15 protein-coding genes and 2 pseudogenes are annotated in these 18,254 nt (G+C 51.3%); 7 read left to right on the top strand and 10 right to left on the bottom strand.

All coding sequences use genetic code 11. The features are described from left to right. Nucleotides 1–201: pseudogene (locus tag CFK45_RS12325) on the top strand (3-octaprenyl-4-hydroxybenzoate decarboxylase); the annotation flags it as partial. Between the two features lie 421 nt (nucleotides 202–622). On the opposite strand, the gene CFK45_RS12320 reads toward CFK45_RS12325, so the two are convergent. Further along, the gene (locus CFK45_RS12320; RefSeq protein ID WP_096086737.1) at nucleotides 623–2,107 is read right to left on the bottom strand and encodes a trypsin-like peptidase domain-containing protein; all 1,485 of its coding nucleotides are present in this window, start codon (nucleotides 2,105–2,107) and stop codon (nucleotides 623–625) included. After that, nucleotides 2,094–2,708, bottom strand: coding sequence for a hypothetical protein (locus CFK45_RS12315; RefSeq protein ID WP_192870763.1), 615 nt, complete (start codon nucleotides 2,706–2,708; stop codon nucleotides 2,094–2,096). The genes CFK45_RS12320 and CFK45_RS12315 overlap by 14 nt, the downstream gene beginning before the upstream one ends. Nucleotides 2,709–2,838: 130 nt before the next feature. On the opposite strand from CFK45_RS12315, the pseudogene CFK45_RS12310 reads away from it, so the two are divergent. Further along, nucleotides 2,839–3,210 (top strand): annotated as a pseudogene (locus tag CFK45_RS12310) (3-octaprenyl-4-hydroxybenzoate decarboxylase); the annotation flags it as partial. 103 nt (nucleotides 3,211–3,313) lie between these two features. Here CFK45_RS12310 and CFK45_RS12305 read toward each other — a convergent pair. The 6 genes from CFK45_RS12305 to CFK45_RS12280 all read right to left on the bottom strand — a co-directional run bounded on the left by CFK45_RS12305 (nucleotide 3,314) and on the right by CFK45_RS12280 (nucleotide 9,627). Beyond that, nucleotides 3,314–4,495, bottom strand: a complete 1,182-nt coding sequence (locus CFK45_RS12305; RefSeq protein WP_096086735.1) for a heme biosynthesis HemY N-terminal domain-containing protein — start codon at nucleotides 4,493–4,495, stop codon at nucleotides 3,314–3,316. Then, a complete protein-coding gene (locus tag CFK45_RS12300; RefSeq protein ID WP_096086734.1) occupies nucleotides 4,492–6,024 on the bottom strand; it encodes a uroporphyrinogen-III C-methyltransferase in 1,533 nt (510 codons plus the stop codon). The genes CFK45_RS12305 and CFK45_RS12300 overlap by 4 nt, the downstream gene beginning before the upstream one ends. Beyond that, complete coding sequence (locus tag CFK45_RS12295) at nucleotides 6,011–6,787, bottom strand: uroporphyrinogen-III synthase (RefSeq protein WP_096086733.1); 777 nt, start codon at nucleotides 6,785–6,787, stop codon at nucleotides 6,011–6,013. The genes CFK45_RS12300 and CFK45_RS12295 overlap by 14 nt, the downstream gene beginning before the upstream one ends. A 5-nt stretch (nucleotides 6,788–6,792) precedes the next feature. Continuing rightward, nucleotides 6,793–7,719 carry a hydroxymethylbilane synthase gene (gene hemC, locus CFK45_RS12290; RefSeq protein ID WP_096086732.1) on the bottom strand — a complete coding sequence of 309 codons (927 nt, stop codon included), beginning with the start codon at nucleotides 7,717–7,719 and terminating at the stop codon, nucleotides 6,793–6,795. Nucleotides 7,720–7,818: 99 nt separating this feature from the next. Further along, nucleotides 7,819–8,547 carry a LytR/AlgR family response regulator transcription factor gene (locus tag CFK45_RS12285; RefSeq protein ID WP_096086731.1) on the bottom strand — a complete coding sequence of 243 codons (729 nt, stop codon included), beginning with the start codon at nucleotides 8,545–8,547 and terminating at the stop codon, nucleotides 7,819–7,821. An 18-nt stretch (nucleotides 8,548–8,565) separates the two neighbouring features. Next, nucleotides 8,566–9,627 (bottom strand): sensor histidine kinase, encoded by a 1,062-nt coding sequence (locus CFK45_RS12280; RefSeq protein WP_096086752.1) that lies wholly within the window; start codon nucleotides 9,625–9,627, stop codon nucleotides 8,566–8,568. Between the two features lie 79 nt (nucleotides 9,628–9,706). Between CFK45_RS12280 and argH the strand changes: the two genes are divergently transcribed. The 3 genes from argH (at nucleotide 9,707) to CFK45_RS12255 (ending at nucleotide 15,141) form a co-directional block, all read left to right on the top strand. Next, nucleotides 9,707–11,104 carry an argininosuccinate lyase gene (argH, locus tag CFK45_RS12275; RefSeq protein ID WP_096086751.1) on the top strand — a complete coding sequence of 466 codons (1,398 nt, stop codon included), beginning with the start codon at nucleotides 9,707–9,709 and terminating at the stop codon, nucleotides 11,102–11,104. Nucleotides 11,105–11,292: 188 nt separating this feature from the next. Then, entirely contained in the window at nucleotides 11,293–13,776 is a 2,484-nt protein-coding gene (locus CFK45_RS12260) for a DUF1592 domain-containing protein (protein WP_143247572.1), read from the top strand. A gap of 18 nt (nucleotides 13,777–13,794) precedes the next feature. Then, complete coding sequence (locus tag CFK45_RS12255) at nucleotides 13,795–15,141, top strand: DUF1552 domain-containing protein (RefSeq protein WP_096086727.1); 1,347 nt, start codon at nucleotides 13,795–13,797, stop codon at nucleotides 15,139–15,141. A gap of 84 nt (nucleotides 15,142–15,225) precedes the next feature. Here the strand turns inward: CFK45_RS12255 and CFK45_RS12250 are convergent, their stop codons facing one another. Further along, nucleotides 15,226–15,990, bottom strand: a complete 765-nt coding sequence (locus CFK45_RS12250; protein ID WP_096086726.1) for an exodeoxyribonuclease III — start codon at nucleotides 15,988–15,990, stop codon at nucleotides 15,226–15,228. Between the two features lie 325 nt (nucleotides 15,991–16,315). Here CFK45_RS12250 and pyrE point away from each other — a divergent pair, with 325 nt between their 5' ends. Both pyrE and CFK45_RS12240 read left to right on the top strand, forming a co-directional pair. Beyond that, nucleotides 16,316–16,960: an orotate phosphoribosyltransferase gene (gene pyrE, locus CFK45_RS12245; protein ID WP_096086725.1), complete on the top strand. Its 645-nt coding sequence runs from the start codon at nucleotides 16,316–16,318 to the stop codon at nucleotides 16,958–16,960. 13 nt (nucleotides 16,961–16,973) lie between these two features. Beyond that, complete coding sequence (locus CFK45_RS12240) at nucleotides 16,974–17,606, top strand: hypothetical protein (protein ID WP_143247571.1); 633 nt, start codon at nucleotides 16,974–16,976, stop codon at nucleotides 17,604–17,606. A gap of 42 nt (nucleotides 17,607–17,648) precedes the next feature. Here CFK45_RS12240 and slmA read toward each other — a convergent pair whose 3' ends face one another. Beyond that, on the bottom strand, nucleotides 17,649–18,242 hold the full coding sequence (gene slmA / locus CFK45_RS12235; RefSeq protein WP_096086723.1) for a nucleoid occlusion factor SlmA: 594 nt from the start codon (nucleotides 18,240–18,242) through the stop codon (nucleotides 17,649–17,651). Nucleotides 18,243–18,254: the final 12 nt, after the last annotated feature.

The raw sequence follows: 18,254 nt of genomic DNA, 5'->3' as shown, positions 1-18,254 counted from the left end.
AAAAAAATGGTCGATAACACCCCCATCGACTACCTCGACTTCGCCTCCCCGGTCAGTGGCCTCGGTTCAAAAATGGGTATAGACGCCACCAATAAATGGCCAGGCGAAACGGATAGAGAATGGGGTGAGCCGATTGTTATGGATGACGAAGTTAAAAATAAAGTTGATGAGCTTTGGCCAGAGTTAGGAATTACATTTTAGTTTTTGGCGCCGTGAAAACCACTCTAAGGCATCACGGCTCTGCTAACCACTGATAAAAATAAGGTAAAACGCAGTGTTAATAATAGAGTCCGTCTGTAGTGCTCGTAGACAAAGGAGGCCTTAAATGCAAGGATTTGGTGCAGTTTGGCAAACCAGTACAAATTGTTAATAGTAGATCCTCCTACCCAAATCATTCGGTATTTGGATCTCACCAAAGTCGATATCACCAGTAGCACCACCCTTATTAACTTCAAGTATGCTCAGGAAGGTATTAGACAAAAAGCTCAGTTCTGAGCCGGGCAATCATTGATTCTTCGATAGTTGAGTCATCATCATGAAAAGTCTAAGGCCAGCTTGCTTATTACCCGCCAATCGTAAATTAGGTCAACTGCCCCCAGAATGCAGAAAAATTAACCACTTACTAAAAAAGAGGCTCATTCAACCAACTGTGAACACTTTCAAACATTGAGGAGCGGGCTTGTTCTTCGGTTAGAACACTAACAAAATCTTTGATTGCGATCTTCTGTATACCTGTATCAGCATCTGCAACATCCAGGTATTCGAGAGCATCCGCTATTGGAATTAGATAGTTTATGTTTAATGAGGCGCCCTCTCGAGTCATTACTGATGAAACTGCAATTGCAATTAACTCTCCGTACTCATTGAAAACCGGGCCACCAGAATTACCGAAGTTAATTGCAGCATCCGTTTGTAGGTACTCAAGCCCTCTCATAGTGCGCTTGGCAGACACTATCCCCCGGGTAATCGTGTGGCTAAACTTTAAATCCAGTGGAGTCCCAATCACGTACAACTCTTCACCAACGTCTGCGGGGGATTTACTAATTGAGGCCGGCATAACAGACCCAGAACCATCTGCAAGCCTTAACAAGGCAACATCTCGGGCTTGGTTCTGACGCACCATCTGCGCCTTAAAATTTCCTTTCAACGTTTGAATCGTTACCACTGGCTCTTCATCAACGACATGGGCATTGGTTAACACATAACCTCCACCAGCAACGAATACACCGCTTCCATGACCACCGTCGGTTTTTACAATGACTGTCTTTTCCTTCAGGGATTTAGCTTTGGCTTCAAAGCGGCCACCGCCATTTGAGTATTTTAAATCTAAAGTCAGCAGTTCGGATCTAAGTCGCTCAGCATCTCTATCGACAGACTCTCCGAGGATTCCAATAAATTGGGGACGAGAAAACAAATCGGCGATCGACATTTCAAACGCTGCATTAAAACTTTTTGCACGGCCATCCACCACTGCGCGTGCGTTAATTCCATGATGAGAGCCTCTGGTTTCAGCGGTCATAACCACTTCATCCGTTAGAGGGTCGTAGATAGTCCACTCAATTTTTATATAGCTGCTATCGCTTGAAATATTTCGCTTTTTCGACTCGACGCAGGTATTAAAGAACATACGTTTTATCTTTCCAGACAACACGAGCTCTCCAGCTTCTCTTACCGCAGGACCATAGGCTGCACTATAACCATAGCTCTCGACAATACCCGAGAATTGCGGCCCAACAAGGTCATTGTCCAGATGGATATAATTATTGGTCCAGTACAAATCAACCGGCCTGCCGCACACAACACGACCCACTAGTAGGTCTTTGTAATCCATACCAGGAAGATCAAGAGCTACTCCTGAAAGAACAATTCTTCTAGTCTCGCCACCATCAGCATTTATAATCGGCTCTTGAGACTCAACTGCCGGTACAGCGTACTTATCTTTAATAACAACTTTTTCAGCTCGTGATTTATCTTCTCGAGCCATATCACCATAGTGAACTTTTCCATTCTCATCAGTCCACTTATAGACTTCCGCCAAGAGGGAAGCAGACGAAATAAGGCAAGAAAATAGAAAAATCAGAGATACTGAGCAATTATATGCTTTCATACAGAAAGCCCTCACGGATTCGTTGTATTGCGCTCCAGCCACCCCACACCATCAGTGCAACACCCAAAGCAAAACCTTTACGGATAACCGGGTCAGGAAACGGAGAATAATATGCTATTAACCCACCCCCAAAGACCAAGACTAGTATCGGTATGAGTAGAGACCTCACGTAACTTAGAGCAACGGTCAAGGCCATAGCCTTTTTCTTAACTGCATCATATTGAACGATGGATTCATTTTCCGCCGGTTCATCTTGAGAGTCAGGGGTAGTTTTTTCTACATCTTGAATGGACTCAAGGTAAAAGGCATTGCCTTCTAGTTGAGCAGGTTTGGGAGGAGGAGGAGTTTGAACAAGCTCTACAATCTTTTTTTGATCATCCACTACAACCATCACTAAACCTTCGCGCCGAAGGCGAGAGTAAAGAGCTATAGCACGATCGCGAGACACCCCACGCTTGACAACAATTTTTCCACCGGAAAATAATTTTTCAACTTGCGCTTCAGGCAAGCCCATATTTTTGCGCAGATTGTCAGCGACTATATGCTTACTGAGGCCCGACTTAAGCCTTCCAAGGAATACAACGTCAAAACAGTCACTCATAACCAACCCACCTTTAAATAGACATCCTTTTCCGGTAGGCCGTAACCTGTTTCCGGTACACTGGTATTATAGACAGGCCCATCTCTGCATTACCAGCCGAGCTCCCGGAGCAGTTGGAAGCGACAACAACAAAAAAGCCTACCCCGGCCACGCCAAGCGTATTATGCTCGGTGTTTGGTCTTACTTGCGCCAGTTTATGTACACCAAGTTTGTTATTGTCACCGATGACGACGTCAACGCGCGCGACTGGAACGATGTCATATGGGCGCTGACAACCCGGGTCGACCCGAGCCGCGATACCACCATGGTCGATAACACCCCCATCGACTACCTCGACTTCGCCTCCCCGGTCAGTGGCCTCGGTTCAAAAATGGGCATAGACGCGACCAATAAATGGCCAGGCGAAACGGATAGAGAATGGGGTGAGCCGATTGTTATGCACGACGAGGTCAAACAGCGAATAGACGAGTTGTGGCCGCAGCTTGGTATAGAGTTAAAATAGATAAAAGTGCGCCGGCTTGGGTTTAATTAAAAATAACAAAATATAAGCCGGCCGCATAAAAACACATGCGTTAAATCATCCTGATTTAAACTTGCACAGCAAATCAAACCAAACTATTGGCCGCCTTTTTATAAAGCTCATAGCTCAGTGTTTTGTCGCCGACTTGCTCAGCGACCATCGCTTTTAAACTCAAACATTGAGCTTTTGGCTCAAGCTCGTAGCTGCGCTGTAAATAGTCGCGCGCTTTACCCCAGAGTTGATTTTTTATTGCAATCACACCGAGGCTAAACAATAACTCGGGGCGTTCGCCGTAGCGTTTTAACCAGCGCTCGGCGTGATTTAAACAAGAGTCGTTTTTTTCGGTTTTAATTTTTGCGTAGAGCTCAACCAAAGTTTTTTGATATTGATGGTCGACTTCAAATTCAATAAGCTCTTTTAACAAGCTGTGCTGATTTGTTTTTAATAAAAGCTCAGCGTAGCCGGAAAGTAAAAGCTGCTCTCTTCTCAACTTTTTAGGCACTTCGCGCCAGAGCCCAGCCACATCACTTTCGCTTATTTGCCCACTAGCAGCAAGGCCTTCAAGCTGACGTGCGTATTGCTGCACAAGTGAATCCTTGTCGAGCTGCTTGTTTTTTTGCATAGCCGGCAACAGCGCTGCCGACGCTTGAAACTGTTGTTGTTTGCTGAGCAGAAATTGCTCTTGCGTCAACAGCGCGGGATCATTTGGCACAAGGGCTTTTAAGCGCTGTAGCAGCGCTGACGCTTCGTCGTAACGCTCTAATTCAATTAATAAACGCAAGCGCTCAGCAACAATCCAGGGCTGATCTTCGCTGTATAAAAGCTCGGCATCGCTGAGCATGGCAAGCGCTTTATCGTAGTCACCACAACTGGCCAGGCTTTTTGCCTGCACCAACACCCGGATAACGGGTAGCTCTTCTCTGCGGCTAACTTTTTCCAATTGGCGCAAAGCTTCGCGCGGGTTACCGCTTAAATAGTTTAATAAACCCTGGCGATAGTGGTGTTCAACGCGCAGTACACGACGGCCGGAATACCAGCGTGTGCCGCGCAACAATATGCCCAACAAGGCGCCTAGCGAGCGCCATAAAAAAGTGAGCGTTAAAGCCACTAACAGCAAGCTAAATACCGCAAACCAAAAACTTGTTTCAAAACTCAAACCGTAGAGACTAATCAGCACATAACCCGAGTCGCGCTGAATCAGTTCGAGTAGGAATATACCGCCGGCAAAGGCTAATAATGCAAACAGTAAAACACTTAAGCGCTTCACAGCCTGTTCTCCTCTATCGGGTGTTCCGGTATCGGTGCCGAAGTCGGGGCCTGTGTTTTATTGCTATTGTTTTGCCGCTGTTTTAACTGATTTGCAGCAGATGTTTTTTCAAGTTCAGCCAAGCTGTGTAACTCGGCGATATAAGTATTTAACAGTTTTAGTGAATTGCTGATATCTGGCAGTGTTTGCAGCACTTCTCTATCCGCTAATCGCTGCAACTGTTCACGATATTGTTCACGCTGGGTGGTAATTGGAAAATAGCGTTCAAGCCAAATGTCTGCTTCAGTCAAACTGGATTTATAGACTTTGGGTTGTTCCCTAAGAACGGCTAATTGCGCCTGTTCCAGCAACATGCGCAAATTCAACTGCAGGTACTGGCTCTGCTCCGGCGGCATCAGCGCTGCTGGTTTTTCATCGTGTTTGATAATGCGTACGTAATCGCCAAGGCCGCTGATAAAACGGCTGAAGCTATTTTTGATCTGTGCTACTTCCTGCTCTTGGCTCTTGGCTTCCAGCTCGTAATCAAAACTTTGCGGTATAAGTGAAAGCTTTTCGACTTGTTTGCCCAGGGCTCGCAGTTCCAGATACAAACCTTCGCTGTCAATTTTTTCGGCGAGCCTTAGTGCCACCATGTCATCGCGTATTGCGGCTCTTACATCAAATAAGTCGGGGTCGGCAAATTCTTTTAGAATTGCATCCGCCTCTTGTAACAAGGCAATGGCGTTTGTTGCCTGGCGCTCGATCAATACCCGCTGATTAGCCAGCCGCAGTAAGTATTCCGCCTCGGCCAACAACCAGTCTTCTCTCGATGTGGTCGACATCGCCAGCAGGCGTTTTTTCTGACTCAGCTGGCGCTGCTTGAGCTCTTCAACTTCCGCCTGCAACTGCTGATTCTGCTGCTGCATTGTTTGCTGAGACTGTTGTAATTGTTGCTGCTGATTTTGCAAGCTTTGCTCAAAGCCCTGCAGGGTCTGGCTTAGGTTCTGCTGCAGAGTTTGCTGCTCTTTAGCGGCGCTGTCTTTATCGCGAAGGTGCTGCTGCCAGAACCAGTAGGCCAGCGCCGTAAGCGCAATTAACGCAAAGAGCACAACGATGGCAAAGGCCCACCTAAATAAGCGCGCAAGGCCAAATCGTGGTTTTGTCGCAGAGCCGCTGGCCCGCTCAGTATGTTTTTGTTTTGTTTGCGAATTTAAGCCTTCACCTGGCTTATCTACAGCGCCGCGCTTGGATGCTTGCGCTTGTGATGACTTATCGGTGGGGCGTCTATTCGCTGAAGGCTTCTGACTGGCTGAGGGCTTTTTATCCGCTGAAGGCTCATCACCCGCTGAGGGCTCTTTGTTCGCTGAAGGCTCATCACCCGCTGAAGGCGTTTTATCCGCTAAAGGCTCTTCACTAACTGCAGGTGTTTTATCGGCTAAAGGCCCTTTCTCAACCGAGTTGTTTTTGCCAGCAACTGGCTCGCTCTGTGTTTCAGGCTTTTGCTGTTTACCGGTGCCTGGGGGCGTCTCATTGTGCTTATCCGTGCTCATGCTTGTTGTTCTCCAAACGAGCTGCCGCAATGGCTTTAATACTTTGCATCATCGCTGTTTCGCTGGCGTTTTCAGCTTGCTGCACTTTGCTAAAACCCAGTTCTCGGGCTTGTCTTTCTACTCTGGAACTCGGTACAACAAGTTCCAGCTGTCTATTTGCGCAAACCGAGCTGAAGTTTGCAAGCGCCTCACCACTAAACACAGGGACTATGGTGCCATCGTTTACAGGCGTTAGATGTTTAGCTAGATCGCGCGGGCAAAGCCGCCGGTACAACTCGCAGTAATCAACCTGTGCACCGCGTTTTGTCAGCTCTTCGGCAAGTAGAGGCCGGCCACCTTGGCCGCGACAGATTAGAATTTTTTGATGTTGAACCTGCACCAGGCTCTCGAGCTGCAACAGCGCCTCACTATTCATAGCCTCAGTGCATTGAACTTCGCTGTCGAGGCCGAGCTTGTCTAAACCCGTTTTTAGTAACTTTGCTGTCGCCGCGCCAACCGCAATGTAGAGCTGGGCAATAGGCAACTGCGGCCACCAGCGATCAATCAGTGGCAACATCGCGTTGACCGCATTTTGGCTAACAAAAATTAGTTGCTGATATTGATCAAGGTCGGCGACCCGGCCGCGTATCGCAGCGTCGCTGTCGGCATCTAAAAGCTCTATCGCCAGTAGTGGTGCCAGCAGCGGCTGAAAACCTTCGGCGGCGAGCTTTTCAGCCCACTGCCGGTTCTGTGCTTCGGGCCGGCCGGCAACAACCGTTAACATACCGTTCAAGCCTGGCCGTAGACCTTGCTTAAGATTTTATCGGCACCGGCGGCAAGCAATTGTTCTGCAAGCGTAATACCGAGCTGCTCGGCATCGGCGCGCAAAGCGGAGCCCTCAACGCGCAGTATCTCTGTGCCGTCGGGCTCGGCGACCAGAGCCCGCATCTGTAGTTCATCGCCATTTAACACCGCATAACTGGCGATCGGCACCTGGCAACCACCTTCTAAACGGCGGTTTAAAGCGCGCTCGGCTAAAACACAATCGGCGGTATCGGCATGGTGCAGGGGCTGCAAAAGTTCGGCGATTCGATCGTCATCACTGCGCAGCTCAATACCAACCGCGCCCTGGCCACCTGCGGGCAGGCAAAACTCTGCTTCGAGATAGGAGCTAATGCGCTGGCCAAATTCAAGGCGCTTAAGACCGGCCGCCGCGAGGATGATCGCGTCGTAATCGCCGTTGTCGAGTTTGGCCAGGCGCGTGTTGACATTGCCGCGCAGGAAGCGAATTTCAAGCTCGGGGCGCGCCGCTAGCAGCTGTGCCTGGCGCCGCAAACTCGACGTACCGACAACCGCACCGGCAGGCAACTGCTCGATTTGCTCAAAGTTGTTGCTGACAAATGCATCGCGCGGGTCTTCGCGCTCACAAATCGGCCCAAGACACAAACCTTCGGGGAATTCCATCGGCACGTCTTTCATCGAGTGTACGGCAATGTCGGCTTCACCATTGAGCATGGCTGTCTCGAGCTCTTTGACAAACAAACCTTTGCCGCCCACTTTCGCCAGCGGGACATCGAGAATCTTGTCGCCCTTGGAACTCATAGGCAGCAAGCTAACGGTTAAATCGGGGTGGTGGCGCTCGAGCTCGGCTTTAACAAATTCGGCCTGCCAAAGGGCAAGGGCACTTTTACGTGTGGCAATACGGACTTCGGTCATGGCTTCCTCAAGCTCGGCGCTTTGTCGCTAAAGCCGAGCATAATAACAAAGCCCGGGCACTTGCGCTGACGCCGGCCAGTCAGAGCTTCGAACTACTTCTCAAAGGCGCTCAAGAAGTGCGCGCACACCCGGCAAGTGGCGGCGGCTGACCATCGGTTTAAACTCTGTACCGCTGAGTTTTAAGCAGTACTGGCCGCTGCGCTCTTTTTCCATCGCTTCGATTTTATCCTGGGCGACAAGTGCATTGCGGTGCACGCGGGCAAATAAGCGACTGAATTCACTTTCAAGCTCTTTGAGTGTTTCATCAATTAAGGTTTCGCCTTCGCGGTGTACAACGGTGACGTACTTTTGATCGGCGATAAAGCAGTAGATCGAATCGATAGGAATCAGCTCCATGCCTTTGCGGGTTTTCGCAGAGATATGACGCCGAATTTCGCCCTGCCCGTCTTGCAGCTGAGCACTTTGTGGTCGCGTCAGGCGGCGGCTCTTGGCGATCACTTGTTCGAGCTGCTGTTTTTGCACCGGCTTGACGATATAACCCTGAGCCAGGGTATTAAAAGCCTCGAGCGCGTACTCGTCGTAGGCGGTGCAAAACACTACCGCGGGCGGCTCATCGTACTCGGCTAAGCGCTCGGCGACACTCATGCCATCGAGGCCCGGCATGCGCACGTCGAGCATGACCAGGTCGGGTTGGACTTGCTCTATACAATCGAGCGCCTGCTGACCATTTGCCGCTTCGGCAACCACTTCGCAGCCTTCAATGTCCGCGAGCAGACGCTGCAAACGCAGACGAGCCAAATCTTCATCGTCAACTATGACTATACGCATACTTTTTATTCACTAACTTTATCTACGCGCTGGATAACGGACAATGACGGAAAAATCATGCTGACCTTTAACTACTCTCAAGTAGGCATCTTTGCCGTAATAAGCGTCCAGCCTACGTCGGATATTTGCCAGAGCAATACCATTGCCTCCTGTATCAGCCCTCGTTGTATTTAATAACTCCGCCTGGCGGGGGTTACTCACTTTGATAACGATGTCTGCTTTAAGCTCTTTTAGCTCAATTTCGACAGTGCCGCCTTCCGGCAGGGGCTGAATACCATGATAGATCGCATTTTCGAGCAGCGGTTGCAACAGCAGATTCAAAATCTGTGTCTCAGGCGGCAGTTGCTGTAGGTTCCAGTTCACATTCAGGCGCGCACCCAAGCGTATTTTTTCAATGTCGGCAAAACAGCGGCACAGGGCAATTTCTTCGTCGATTTTTATTAGGCGCGGCATTTTTAAGCTGGCCCGAAAAAGATGGCTTAAATCAAGCACCATCTTTTCGGCAGCTTCGGGTTTGATGGTAATCAAGCTGGCAATGCTGTTTAAACTGTTAAACAAAAAGTGAGGGCGTATGCGCGATTGCAAAGCTTGAATCCGGGCCTGAAGTTCGGCTTCTTGCTGCTGTTTCAGTTTTTGCTGCAAATACAAGTAGCGCATCAGCACGCCCGAAAAAATCGCCGCAATGCCGACATTGCTGAGTACAACCCACGGGTCAACAGCCGTGCCGAGCAGAAGTTTTTGGCCAATAGCGCTGAACACGGAGGTATAGCTCAGCACCACAAAAAAGCTGAATAAAAACGCCTTGGCACTGCTCCAGCGGCTGAGCCTGGCATTGACCGCACACAGAGTCGCCGCCGAGCAGAGCATGATCCACTGCACTAAAAAGCTGTGCATGCCAAAGGTCATCCATTCAAAGGCTTTTAAACCGCCGTCATCGAGCGCCAGCGCCAGCGCCAGCAGCTCACCGACAAGAATAAGGCTGAGCACAGCCGTGGGCTGGCACAGATTCGGTAAAAAACGCGCGCTGGCACTGTGCTGCTCAAAGTTGTTATCGCTGTTATTTAACCGGCGTTCGGCCACGGAGCTTCCTTCTTGTATAATGCGCGGCAAACGGCAGCGGCAACGCTGCACCCACCGTATTAATTTAGTAGATGCAACTATGAGCGAAGAACAAAACTCTGTAAAACCCTGGGGCGGCCGCTTCACTGAAGCCACTGACTCTTTTGTCGAACGCTTTACCGCTTCGGTACAGTTTGATCAGCGTATGTACTTCCACGATATTCAAGGCAGCATCGCCCACGCCACCATGCTCGCCGAAGTTGGCGTATTGAGCGGCGACGAAAAACAGCAAATAGTCGAAGGCCTTGAAGCCATCCGCAGCGATATTGAGGCGGGAAACTTTGACTGGAGTGTCACACTCGAAGATGTGCATATGAATATCGAAGCCGAGCTGACCAAGCGCATCGGCATTACCGGTAAAAAACTGCACACCGGGCGCTCGCGCAACGACCAGGTCGCCACCGATATTCGCCTCTACCTGCGCGACGAAATCGACAGCATCGCCGTCGAATTAACGCGCCTGCAATTGGGCCTGGTTAATCAAGCAATGCAGCACAGCGAAGTCATTATGCCCGGCTTCACCCATTTGCAAACCGCGCAGCCGGTGACCTTTGGCCACCACCTGCTGGCCTGGAATGAAATGCTCGAGCGTGACTTTGGCCGCCTGATCGACTGCCGCACACGCATGAATCAAAGCCCGCTCGGCGCCGCCGCGCTGGCCGGCACCACCTATCCTATCGAGCGCGATACCACCGCGTCGCTGCTCGGTTTTGATCACCCGACCCGCAACAGCCTCGACAGCGTTAGTGATCGCGACTTCGCCATAGAGTTCTGCGCCTTTGCGTCGCTGTTATTAACGCATCTTAGCCGCGCTTCAGAAGAGTTGATTTTATGGACCTCGGCGCAATTTAACTTTATCGACCTGCCCGATCGCTTCTGCACGGGCTCGTCGATAATGCCGCAGAAAAAAAATCCAGATGTGCCCGAGCTTGTTCGCGGTAAAACCGGGCGCGTGAACGGCCACCTGATCAGCCTGTTGACGCTGATGAAGAGCCAACCGCTGGCTTACAACAAAGACAACCAGGAAGATAAAGAACCCTTATTTGACTGCATTGATACCGTCAAAGACTGCCTGCGCGCCTTTGCCGATATGATTCCGGCGATCGAACCCAAAAAAGAAGTGATGTACGAAGCGGCCAAGCGCGGCTTTTCAACGGCAACGGATTTAGCCGATTACCTGGTGCGCAAAGGTATCGCTTTTCGCGACTCCCACGAAGTGGTCGGCAAAAGTGTCGCTTACGGCATAGAACAAAACAAAGACCTCAGCGAAATGAGCCTCGAAGAGCTCCAACAGTTCAGTGATGTTATCGGCGAAGATGTCTTTGATGTATTGACTCTCGAAGGTTCCGTGGCTGCGCGCGCCCATGTCGGCGGCACGGCACCGACTCAGGTAAAACTGGCCGCAGCCGAAGCGCTGGAGCGCCTGAAAAAGCGCTAGGCGCCGAGTTTTGTTCAGCAGGTGTCTGTTACAACCTAAAAGTACGAACACATCATAGTTTGAGCAAAGTAACCGACCGATGGTTGTGGCGCCACTTAGTCTTGAGTGGCGCCTCACAACTTTTTTTCCCGCCCCCCGCATAATCGCAGCCTTAAGCAAAATGATAATTACTCTCTTTGGAGGTCCACGTGACATCAAGGATATGGCTGCTTGCGTGCGCGTTTTTAGTTCTGAGCGCTTGCGGGGGTTCAGGCACCCCAACGGATTCGCCACTGCCCGGAAGTTCTGCACCGAGCCCGACAACTAACCCAGTTGCAAGCCCGAGCGCGAGCCTGGAACCTAGCCCGACCGAATCGCTGCGCCCGGAGCCCACCCAAACGCCTGCCGCCGGTACTTCAATCCCACCAGCGCCGCAGCCAAGTCCGGGGCAACCCAGCACTGCTCCAAGCCCGCTACCCAATCAGAGTCCGAATGTTCCCGTTGCCACGCCAACGCCGGTCGTGTCACTGCCACCGGTTGTTCAGCCAAGCCCGGCGCCATCACCGCTGCCAAGCTCCGCTCCCAGCTCAATACCGAGCCCCCAACCCAGCGCCGAGCCAAGTGTTGAGCCCAGCACACAACCAAGTGCACAGCCAAGCACTGTGCCCTCGCCTCAGCTGAGCCCGAGCCCTTTGCCCAGCACGGCCCCTGAACCCAGTCCAATGCCTAGCCAACCGGCTTCTGATATTGAAGTTGGCGCCGGGCTTTATCTCGCTGAGCTCGGCGGCGGGGCCAGTTGCGCAAGCTGTCACGGCGAAAACGGCGAAGGTGTGCAAAACCGCGGCGGTGAAATCCTCCACTGCGGGCCAAACTGTGACTCCCTGTCCGCACTTGAATCTAAAATCTCGCTGAGCATGCCCATCGGCAACGCCAGCGCCTGCAGCGGCGAATGCGCCACTAAGGTTGCCGCCTACATCTGGTCGGAACTGATGGGCAAGGCGCTCGACGACGAGCTCGCCTGCGACGCGGGCATTCAAAAAGTTTCACCCATGCGCCGCCTTAACAAGAGCGAGCTGATTAACGCTATCGACGATAGTTTTGGCCTCGGCGGCGATCAATTTGCCGACAGGCTGCCCGAGGAAACTGAAGTCATCGGCGGCTTTGCCACGGTTGGCAGTGCATTGACCACATCGCGCGACTGGACCGAAACTTACATCGACGCCGCCATCGACGCCGCCGATAGCATCGTCAGTATGGGCGCCTTTGCTTCAGAGTGTTCAGCGGGGTCAAGCGAGCCGCCGGGTTTTGACCCCAGCGGCGACCAGTGCAACACCACTGCGGAATGTCGCGCCGTCTTTGGCGATGCAGCCGACGATTGCGCCAACAGCGCCTCAAATCAAAGTATCTGTATGTGCGCGGGCCAGGCCTGTGCAGAGACCAAGCCAGTGAGCGATAACAACTGCGTAGAAAGCGCGCTTGCCGATGCGGCCAGTAAGCTCTACCGGCGCGGCCTAAGTGACGATGAGCTCGCGCGTTTGCAGAGCCTGTACAGCAGTGCCGGCGAGCACGAGCTCGGTTTGCAGCAGAGCCTGGTTGCGATGCTTAGCTCGCCGAATTTCTTGTTTGCCGTGCCCGCAGATGACAAGAGCACTCAGCGTAAGCTTTCAGAAAAAGAACTCGCCGAACGCCTGTCTATGGCGCTGTGGGGCTCAGTACCGGATGCCGAGCTGCTGCAGAAAGTAGACAACAAACAACTGTACAGCTCGCTCGACAGTGAAATTGAGCGCATGATCAGCGATGCCAAATTCGATCGTTTCAGCAATTTGTTTGCCTCGCCGTGGATAGGCCTTGGCGGCTACCAAATCGAAGGCAGTGACCTGGGCATCAGCGACAGCGAGTGGCAGCAGCTGTTGTCAGATATGCAGACGGAGACCAAGCTCTTTGTTGCCCACATCATTAAAAACAATCGTCCTATCGACGAGTTCTTCACCGCAAACTACAGTTTTCTGAACGAGCGTCTCGCTCGCCACTACGATATCTCAGCCGGCTTGAGTGGCGATAGTTTTGTACGCAGCACGCTGCCGCCCGAAAGCCACCGCCGAGGTTTGATGACACACGCCTCCGTGCTCGCCAAGGCCTTTGACGGCAATAAGACCTCGGTGGTCAAACGCGGTGTTATTCCACTCGAAGCCTTTAGCTGTAACGCGCCGGAATCCCCCGCCGACCCGAGCATTCTCGATGCGGTCGACGAGCAGGCTAGTTCGAGCAGCAGCGAAAAAGAAAAAATGGCCGAGCGCGCCGATCCGGGTAAAGCCTGTGCGGGCTGCCATGCGGTAATCGATCCGGTCGGCTGGGTGTTCACCGAATTTGGTGTCGCCGGCGAAAAAGTTAACAGCGACCCCGATGGCGATGCACTCGATACTGCCGGAGAGCTCTACGGCCACCACTTTGGCAACGCCTATGAAATGGCCGACGTTATGGCCGGGCAGGGAGATTTTGAGAGTTGCTTTGCCAACAAATTCCTTATCCACGCGCTCGGCCGCCGGGTCGATCTGCACAGCAGCGAAGACAACTGCGCCATCGAAGCTGCGCTTGATAGCGCCCGCGTCAACGGCAGCGTCGGCGCGCGCGACTTCTTAAAAGCGGTGCTGCGAAGCGATATCAGCACGATTAGCGGAACCATAGTTGAGTAGGATGCGGAGGCCAAAACAATGAAACTCAGCCGTAGAACATTTTTACGCAGTACCAGTTATGGCGTCGGCACCGCAGTGGGCCTGCCCCTGCTCGAAGCCATGTTTAACAGCAGCAGCGCCTACGCCGACGCCCCCGGCCTCTACCCTCGCTTTTTTGCGATGTACGTGCCAAACGGCATTATCGAAGAGAAGTGGTACCCGGAAAATGGCAGCAAAACCGATTTTGACCTCAGCGGTACCGCGCTTGAGCGCTTTCAAACACTCGGCCTAACGGATGCAATCAGCCTCTATCGCGGCTGTACCAATGTCTGTCGGCTCGAAGGTAGCAGCGGCAATGCGCACATGGTCGGCATCAGCAGTTGGCTGACTGGCAAAGCCATTGACTCGGACAGAAGCCAGGTGCATGTGAGCTCCCTCGACCAGCAGATTGCCGATGCTCTGCCGCGCACTAAAGTACACAGCCTGCAGCTAGCGGGTAACTCGGAGCTCGACAAACCCAACAACAATGTCTATTTCAACCCACTGAAAAACGCGCTGAACTGGGACAAAAACGGCCGCTTACTGCCGTTAAAGTCTGAGCTGAAAAATGAATTCGACAAACTCTACGCCGGAGATGGCGCCGCACCTGGGCAGGGTGTTGACCGCCGCACGGCCCTAAAAATCAGTGTGCTCGACGATATCAAAGAAGATAGACAGCGCCTGATCGCCAAGCTCGGCGCCGCCGATGCCCAGCGCATGGAGCAATATTTTGAAAGCCTGCGCGACCTTGAACTTAAACTCGAAGCGCTGAATAACAGCGATGACAGCTCAAGCTGCCCGCGGCCGACGATCGATGAGAGTAGCATTCCAAACCCCAATAACGGCTCGCGCAATAACAACATCAAGTTGCATGCGGAAATTGCCGCAAAAATCACCGCTCAGGCCTTTGCCTGCGGCCTAACCAACGCCATTACTTACTGTGCAGGTGGCGAGGCGGCCGGCTGTGAATACCGCGATATCGGCATCAATACCCACTTCCACAACACCATTTCCCACAATCGCAATGGCCGCTACGACGACTGGTGCAAGGTTGATCGCCTTCACGGCGATTTGTGCGCTGAGTTTATGCTGCAGCTTAAACAAACCCCACACGGTGCGGGTAACTTGCTCGACGGCACGGCGCTGATGTTTGGCTCCGGTCTCGGCAATGGCGATGCCCATCAGCACACAAAAATTGCGCTGATGGTTGGCGGTCACTTTGGCAACTGGCAACACGGCCGCTACCACCAGTTAAATGGCCGCAACCACGCCGACGTTGTCGATACGATACGTCAACAAATAGGTTTGGCAGAAAATTACGGCAGAAATCAGGTGCCTATTTCATAAGTGCGCTTGTTTACAATCGTGCTTGATGCTCGACACCTGAACTAGCTAAATAACTAAGTTCAGGTGTGATTTGTATGCGAACTTTTAGACAAGATCGTCGATATCGTAATCGACAATCAGTGGCAAGTGAGAGGAAAACTGCTTGGTTTTATAAAACGCCGCGTTTTCAACTTTGCGGCACAGCTTCTGGCTAATCACTTGATAGTCAATGCGCATGCCGTCGCTCTCTTCGGGCAACCAGCTGTATTCGTCACCCTCTTTGACAACTTGGCGAAAGGCATCGGCGTAACCGAGCTGCTTAAACAACTGGTTCATCCACTGCTGCTCGTGGCCTAAAAAGCCCGCGCGACCGACGTTCTCCTGCCAGTTTTGCACATCTTTTTTGCTTTGCGCCATAGCCCAGTTACCGCAGATAATAAAATTGCGTCGCTTGCGGGTAACCTTGTGCAACAGGGCCTGATAGTCGTCAAAGAATTTGATTTTTACTTCCATCGACTCGGTTTCATTAAACGCAGCGGGTGCGAGCAACGAGCCTATCGAATAGCTTTCAAAATCAATTTGCAGATAGCGGCCTTCCATATCCACACCGCTTGAAAAACCCAGCCCGTATATAAGCGCTTTGGGCTGGTGACGGGTGTAGATAGCAACACCGTTGTAGTGTTTAACACCGGAATCAAAAAAATAGGCGAAGTAACCATCGGGGTGAAAGATGTCGTGATCGAGCTCGTACTCGAGTGCCCTCAGGTCCTGAAGGCAGATAATGTCTGCATCTTGTGTGGCCAACCAGTCATAAAGACCACGCTGCGCGGCCTGATGGATGCCGTCAACGCTTAGACTGATGATTCGCATATTAACCCCTTGTGTAACGAGGGCCGTATCATACCGGTAATTCCTCTGGTTCGCACTTTGTTATGCATTAAAACTGCCACTTTTATAGACAGCAAGCAAAGCCGGTATTCAGCCCGGATTCAGTAAGCTTCGATTAGTTTGTGTGCGGAGTCACGCTTTCGCTGGTTGAGCAAATTCAAGCTGCATCGCTCTTAACTGAAGTAAAGCTTATAATTACAAGCTACGCCTAAAAGCCAGGCACTTAACAGCGCATACGCAGTCACAGATAGCTAGCCCAGGCGCTCAATTAGCCTACAGACATTAATAGCAGAGTTTTGTTGCAACGATGAAAGCTTATCAACAAGAATTTATTGAACTTGCCCTTGAGGCCAAAGTATTAAAGTTTGGGCAGTTCACCCTCAAATCAGGGCGCACTAGTCCTTACTTTTTTAATGCAGGCCAATTCCAAACTGGTGCAGCCCTGGCGAAATTGGGCCGTTTTTACGCACAGGCACTGAATGAGTCAGAAGCCGAATTCGACATGATCTTTGGCCCGGCCTACAAAGGTATCCCCCTGGTCAGTACAACCGCGGTCGCGTTTGCAGATCACTGCGAAAGAGACCTGCCTTTTGCCTATAATCGGAAAGAAGCCAAAAGTCACGGCGAAGGCGGCAGCTTAGTCGGCGCCCCGCTTGCCGGTAAGGTCGCCATCATTGACGATGTTATTACCGCCGGCACGGCGATACGCGAAGTTCTAGATATATTACAAAGTAGCGACGCCGAACCCGCTGCAATTGTTGTCGGCCTCGACAGGCAGGAAAAAGGACAGGGTGAACTGAGTGCAATTCAGGAACTTCAGAATGAGACCGGCGTGCCTGTTGTCAGCATTATCAAGCTCGATGACATTATCAATTATCTGGAAAACCAGGGCGACAAAGACTTGTTAGCTTCCATCAAACAATATCGAGAGCACTATGGTATTTCGGCTTAACAGCAAGCTGCCTGTGAAGTTGCTGTTACTAGCGCCGCTGTATTGCTGCTTAACACTTCAGCAGCTTTATGCGCAAACGGGTGAAGTACTGTACCGCTATGTCAATGAGCACGGCGTACCTGTGATTAATCACAGCATTCCTGCACGCTACGCCCAAAAGGGTTACGAGATCCTTAATCGCTCGGGTGAAGTGATCAAAGTTGTCGCCCCGGCGCCTTCACAGGATGAAATTGCCGAGGCAGAACAGCGCCGAAACTTGCTCGCCGAGTTTAAGATTTTAAAGCGCCGCTACAGCAGCATCGACGATATTGAACAGGCAAAGCAGCGAAAATTAGATAGCATTACTACCAATATCCGCATACTCAACGGCACCATCAGCAATCTCGAAAGTAATATTGACGATTTAGTCAGCAATGCCGCAGTGTTTGAGCGCAAAGGCCGCGCCGTGCCGGAAAACCTGCTCAACCAAATCAAAGATGCCCGCGCAGAGCTTGATGTCAGTAAGGATATGCTCGACTACCGTCAGCAAGAGTTTAATGATACCGCTAAAAAATACGATGAGGATATTCGTACATTTATTCACGGAGAAAAGCTGGAAAAAGAGCTCGCCAGTGACATGCCAGATCGCGAGCCTTTAACCAATTAAAGCCGGGCTTTGCTAACGCAGCGTGAAGCTATATAAAAATAATTAAGCTTCAGCCAGCCCTGCAATCAAATAAGGCCACATTTGCGGCCACTGATCTGTCGGCGAGCGCTTAAATTCACTGCGCACAAACTGCGCGATACGACCTTCCGCAGCACTCAACAACAAAGCCACGGTATTATTCACACTCAAAGAAAACTTAATGCCATCGCGCAGCTCGGCATCGCGCAGAATCTGGCGAAGCTCGGTTTCCAGGCGGTCAAAAAGTTGGCCAATGCGATTGCGCAAACGCTCGGTTTCACCTGTTAGTGCATCACCGGTAAGCAAACGGGTAATGCCGGGGTTGCGCTCACAAAAAGCGAGCAGCAAATAGAGAATTTTTTCACAGCGATCAAAAGCTTTACTTTCGTTGCTAACAATAATATTAATCTGCGAAAAAAGCGTTTGCTCAATAAATTCAATCAAACCCTCATACATTTTCGACTTACTGGGAAAGTGCCTATACAGGGCAGCTTCACTAACGCCCACCTGCTTAGCCAAAGCCGCCGTAGTAATGCGCGCGCCGGGGCTCGCTTCAAGCATTGTGGCCAACGCTTCAAGTATTTGCTGACGTCGGTTTTTTTTCTGTGCTGTGTTCATAATAAAAAAGGG

It is taken from the genome of Agaribacterium haliotis, assembly GCF_002312815.1.
GTDB classification, from domain to species: Bacteria; Pseudomonadota; Gammaproteobacteria; order Pseudomonadales; family Cellvibrionaceae; genus Agaribacterium; species Agaribacterium haliotis.
Note: the sequence above shows the minus strand (reverse complement) of the source record. Positions and strands in the feature narration are given on the sequence as shown.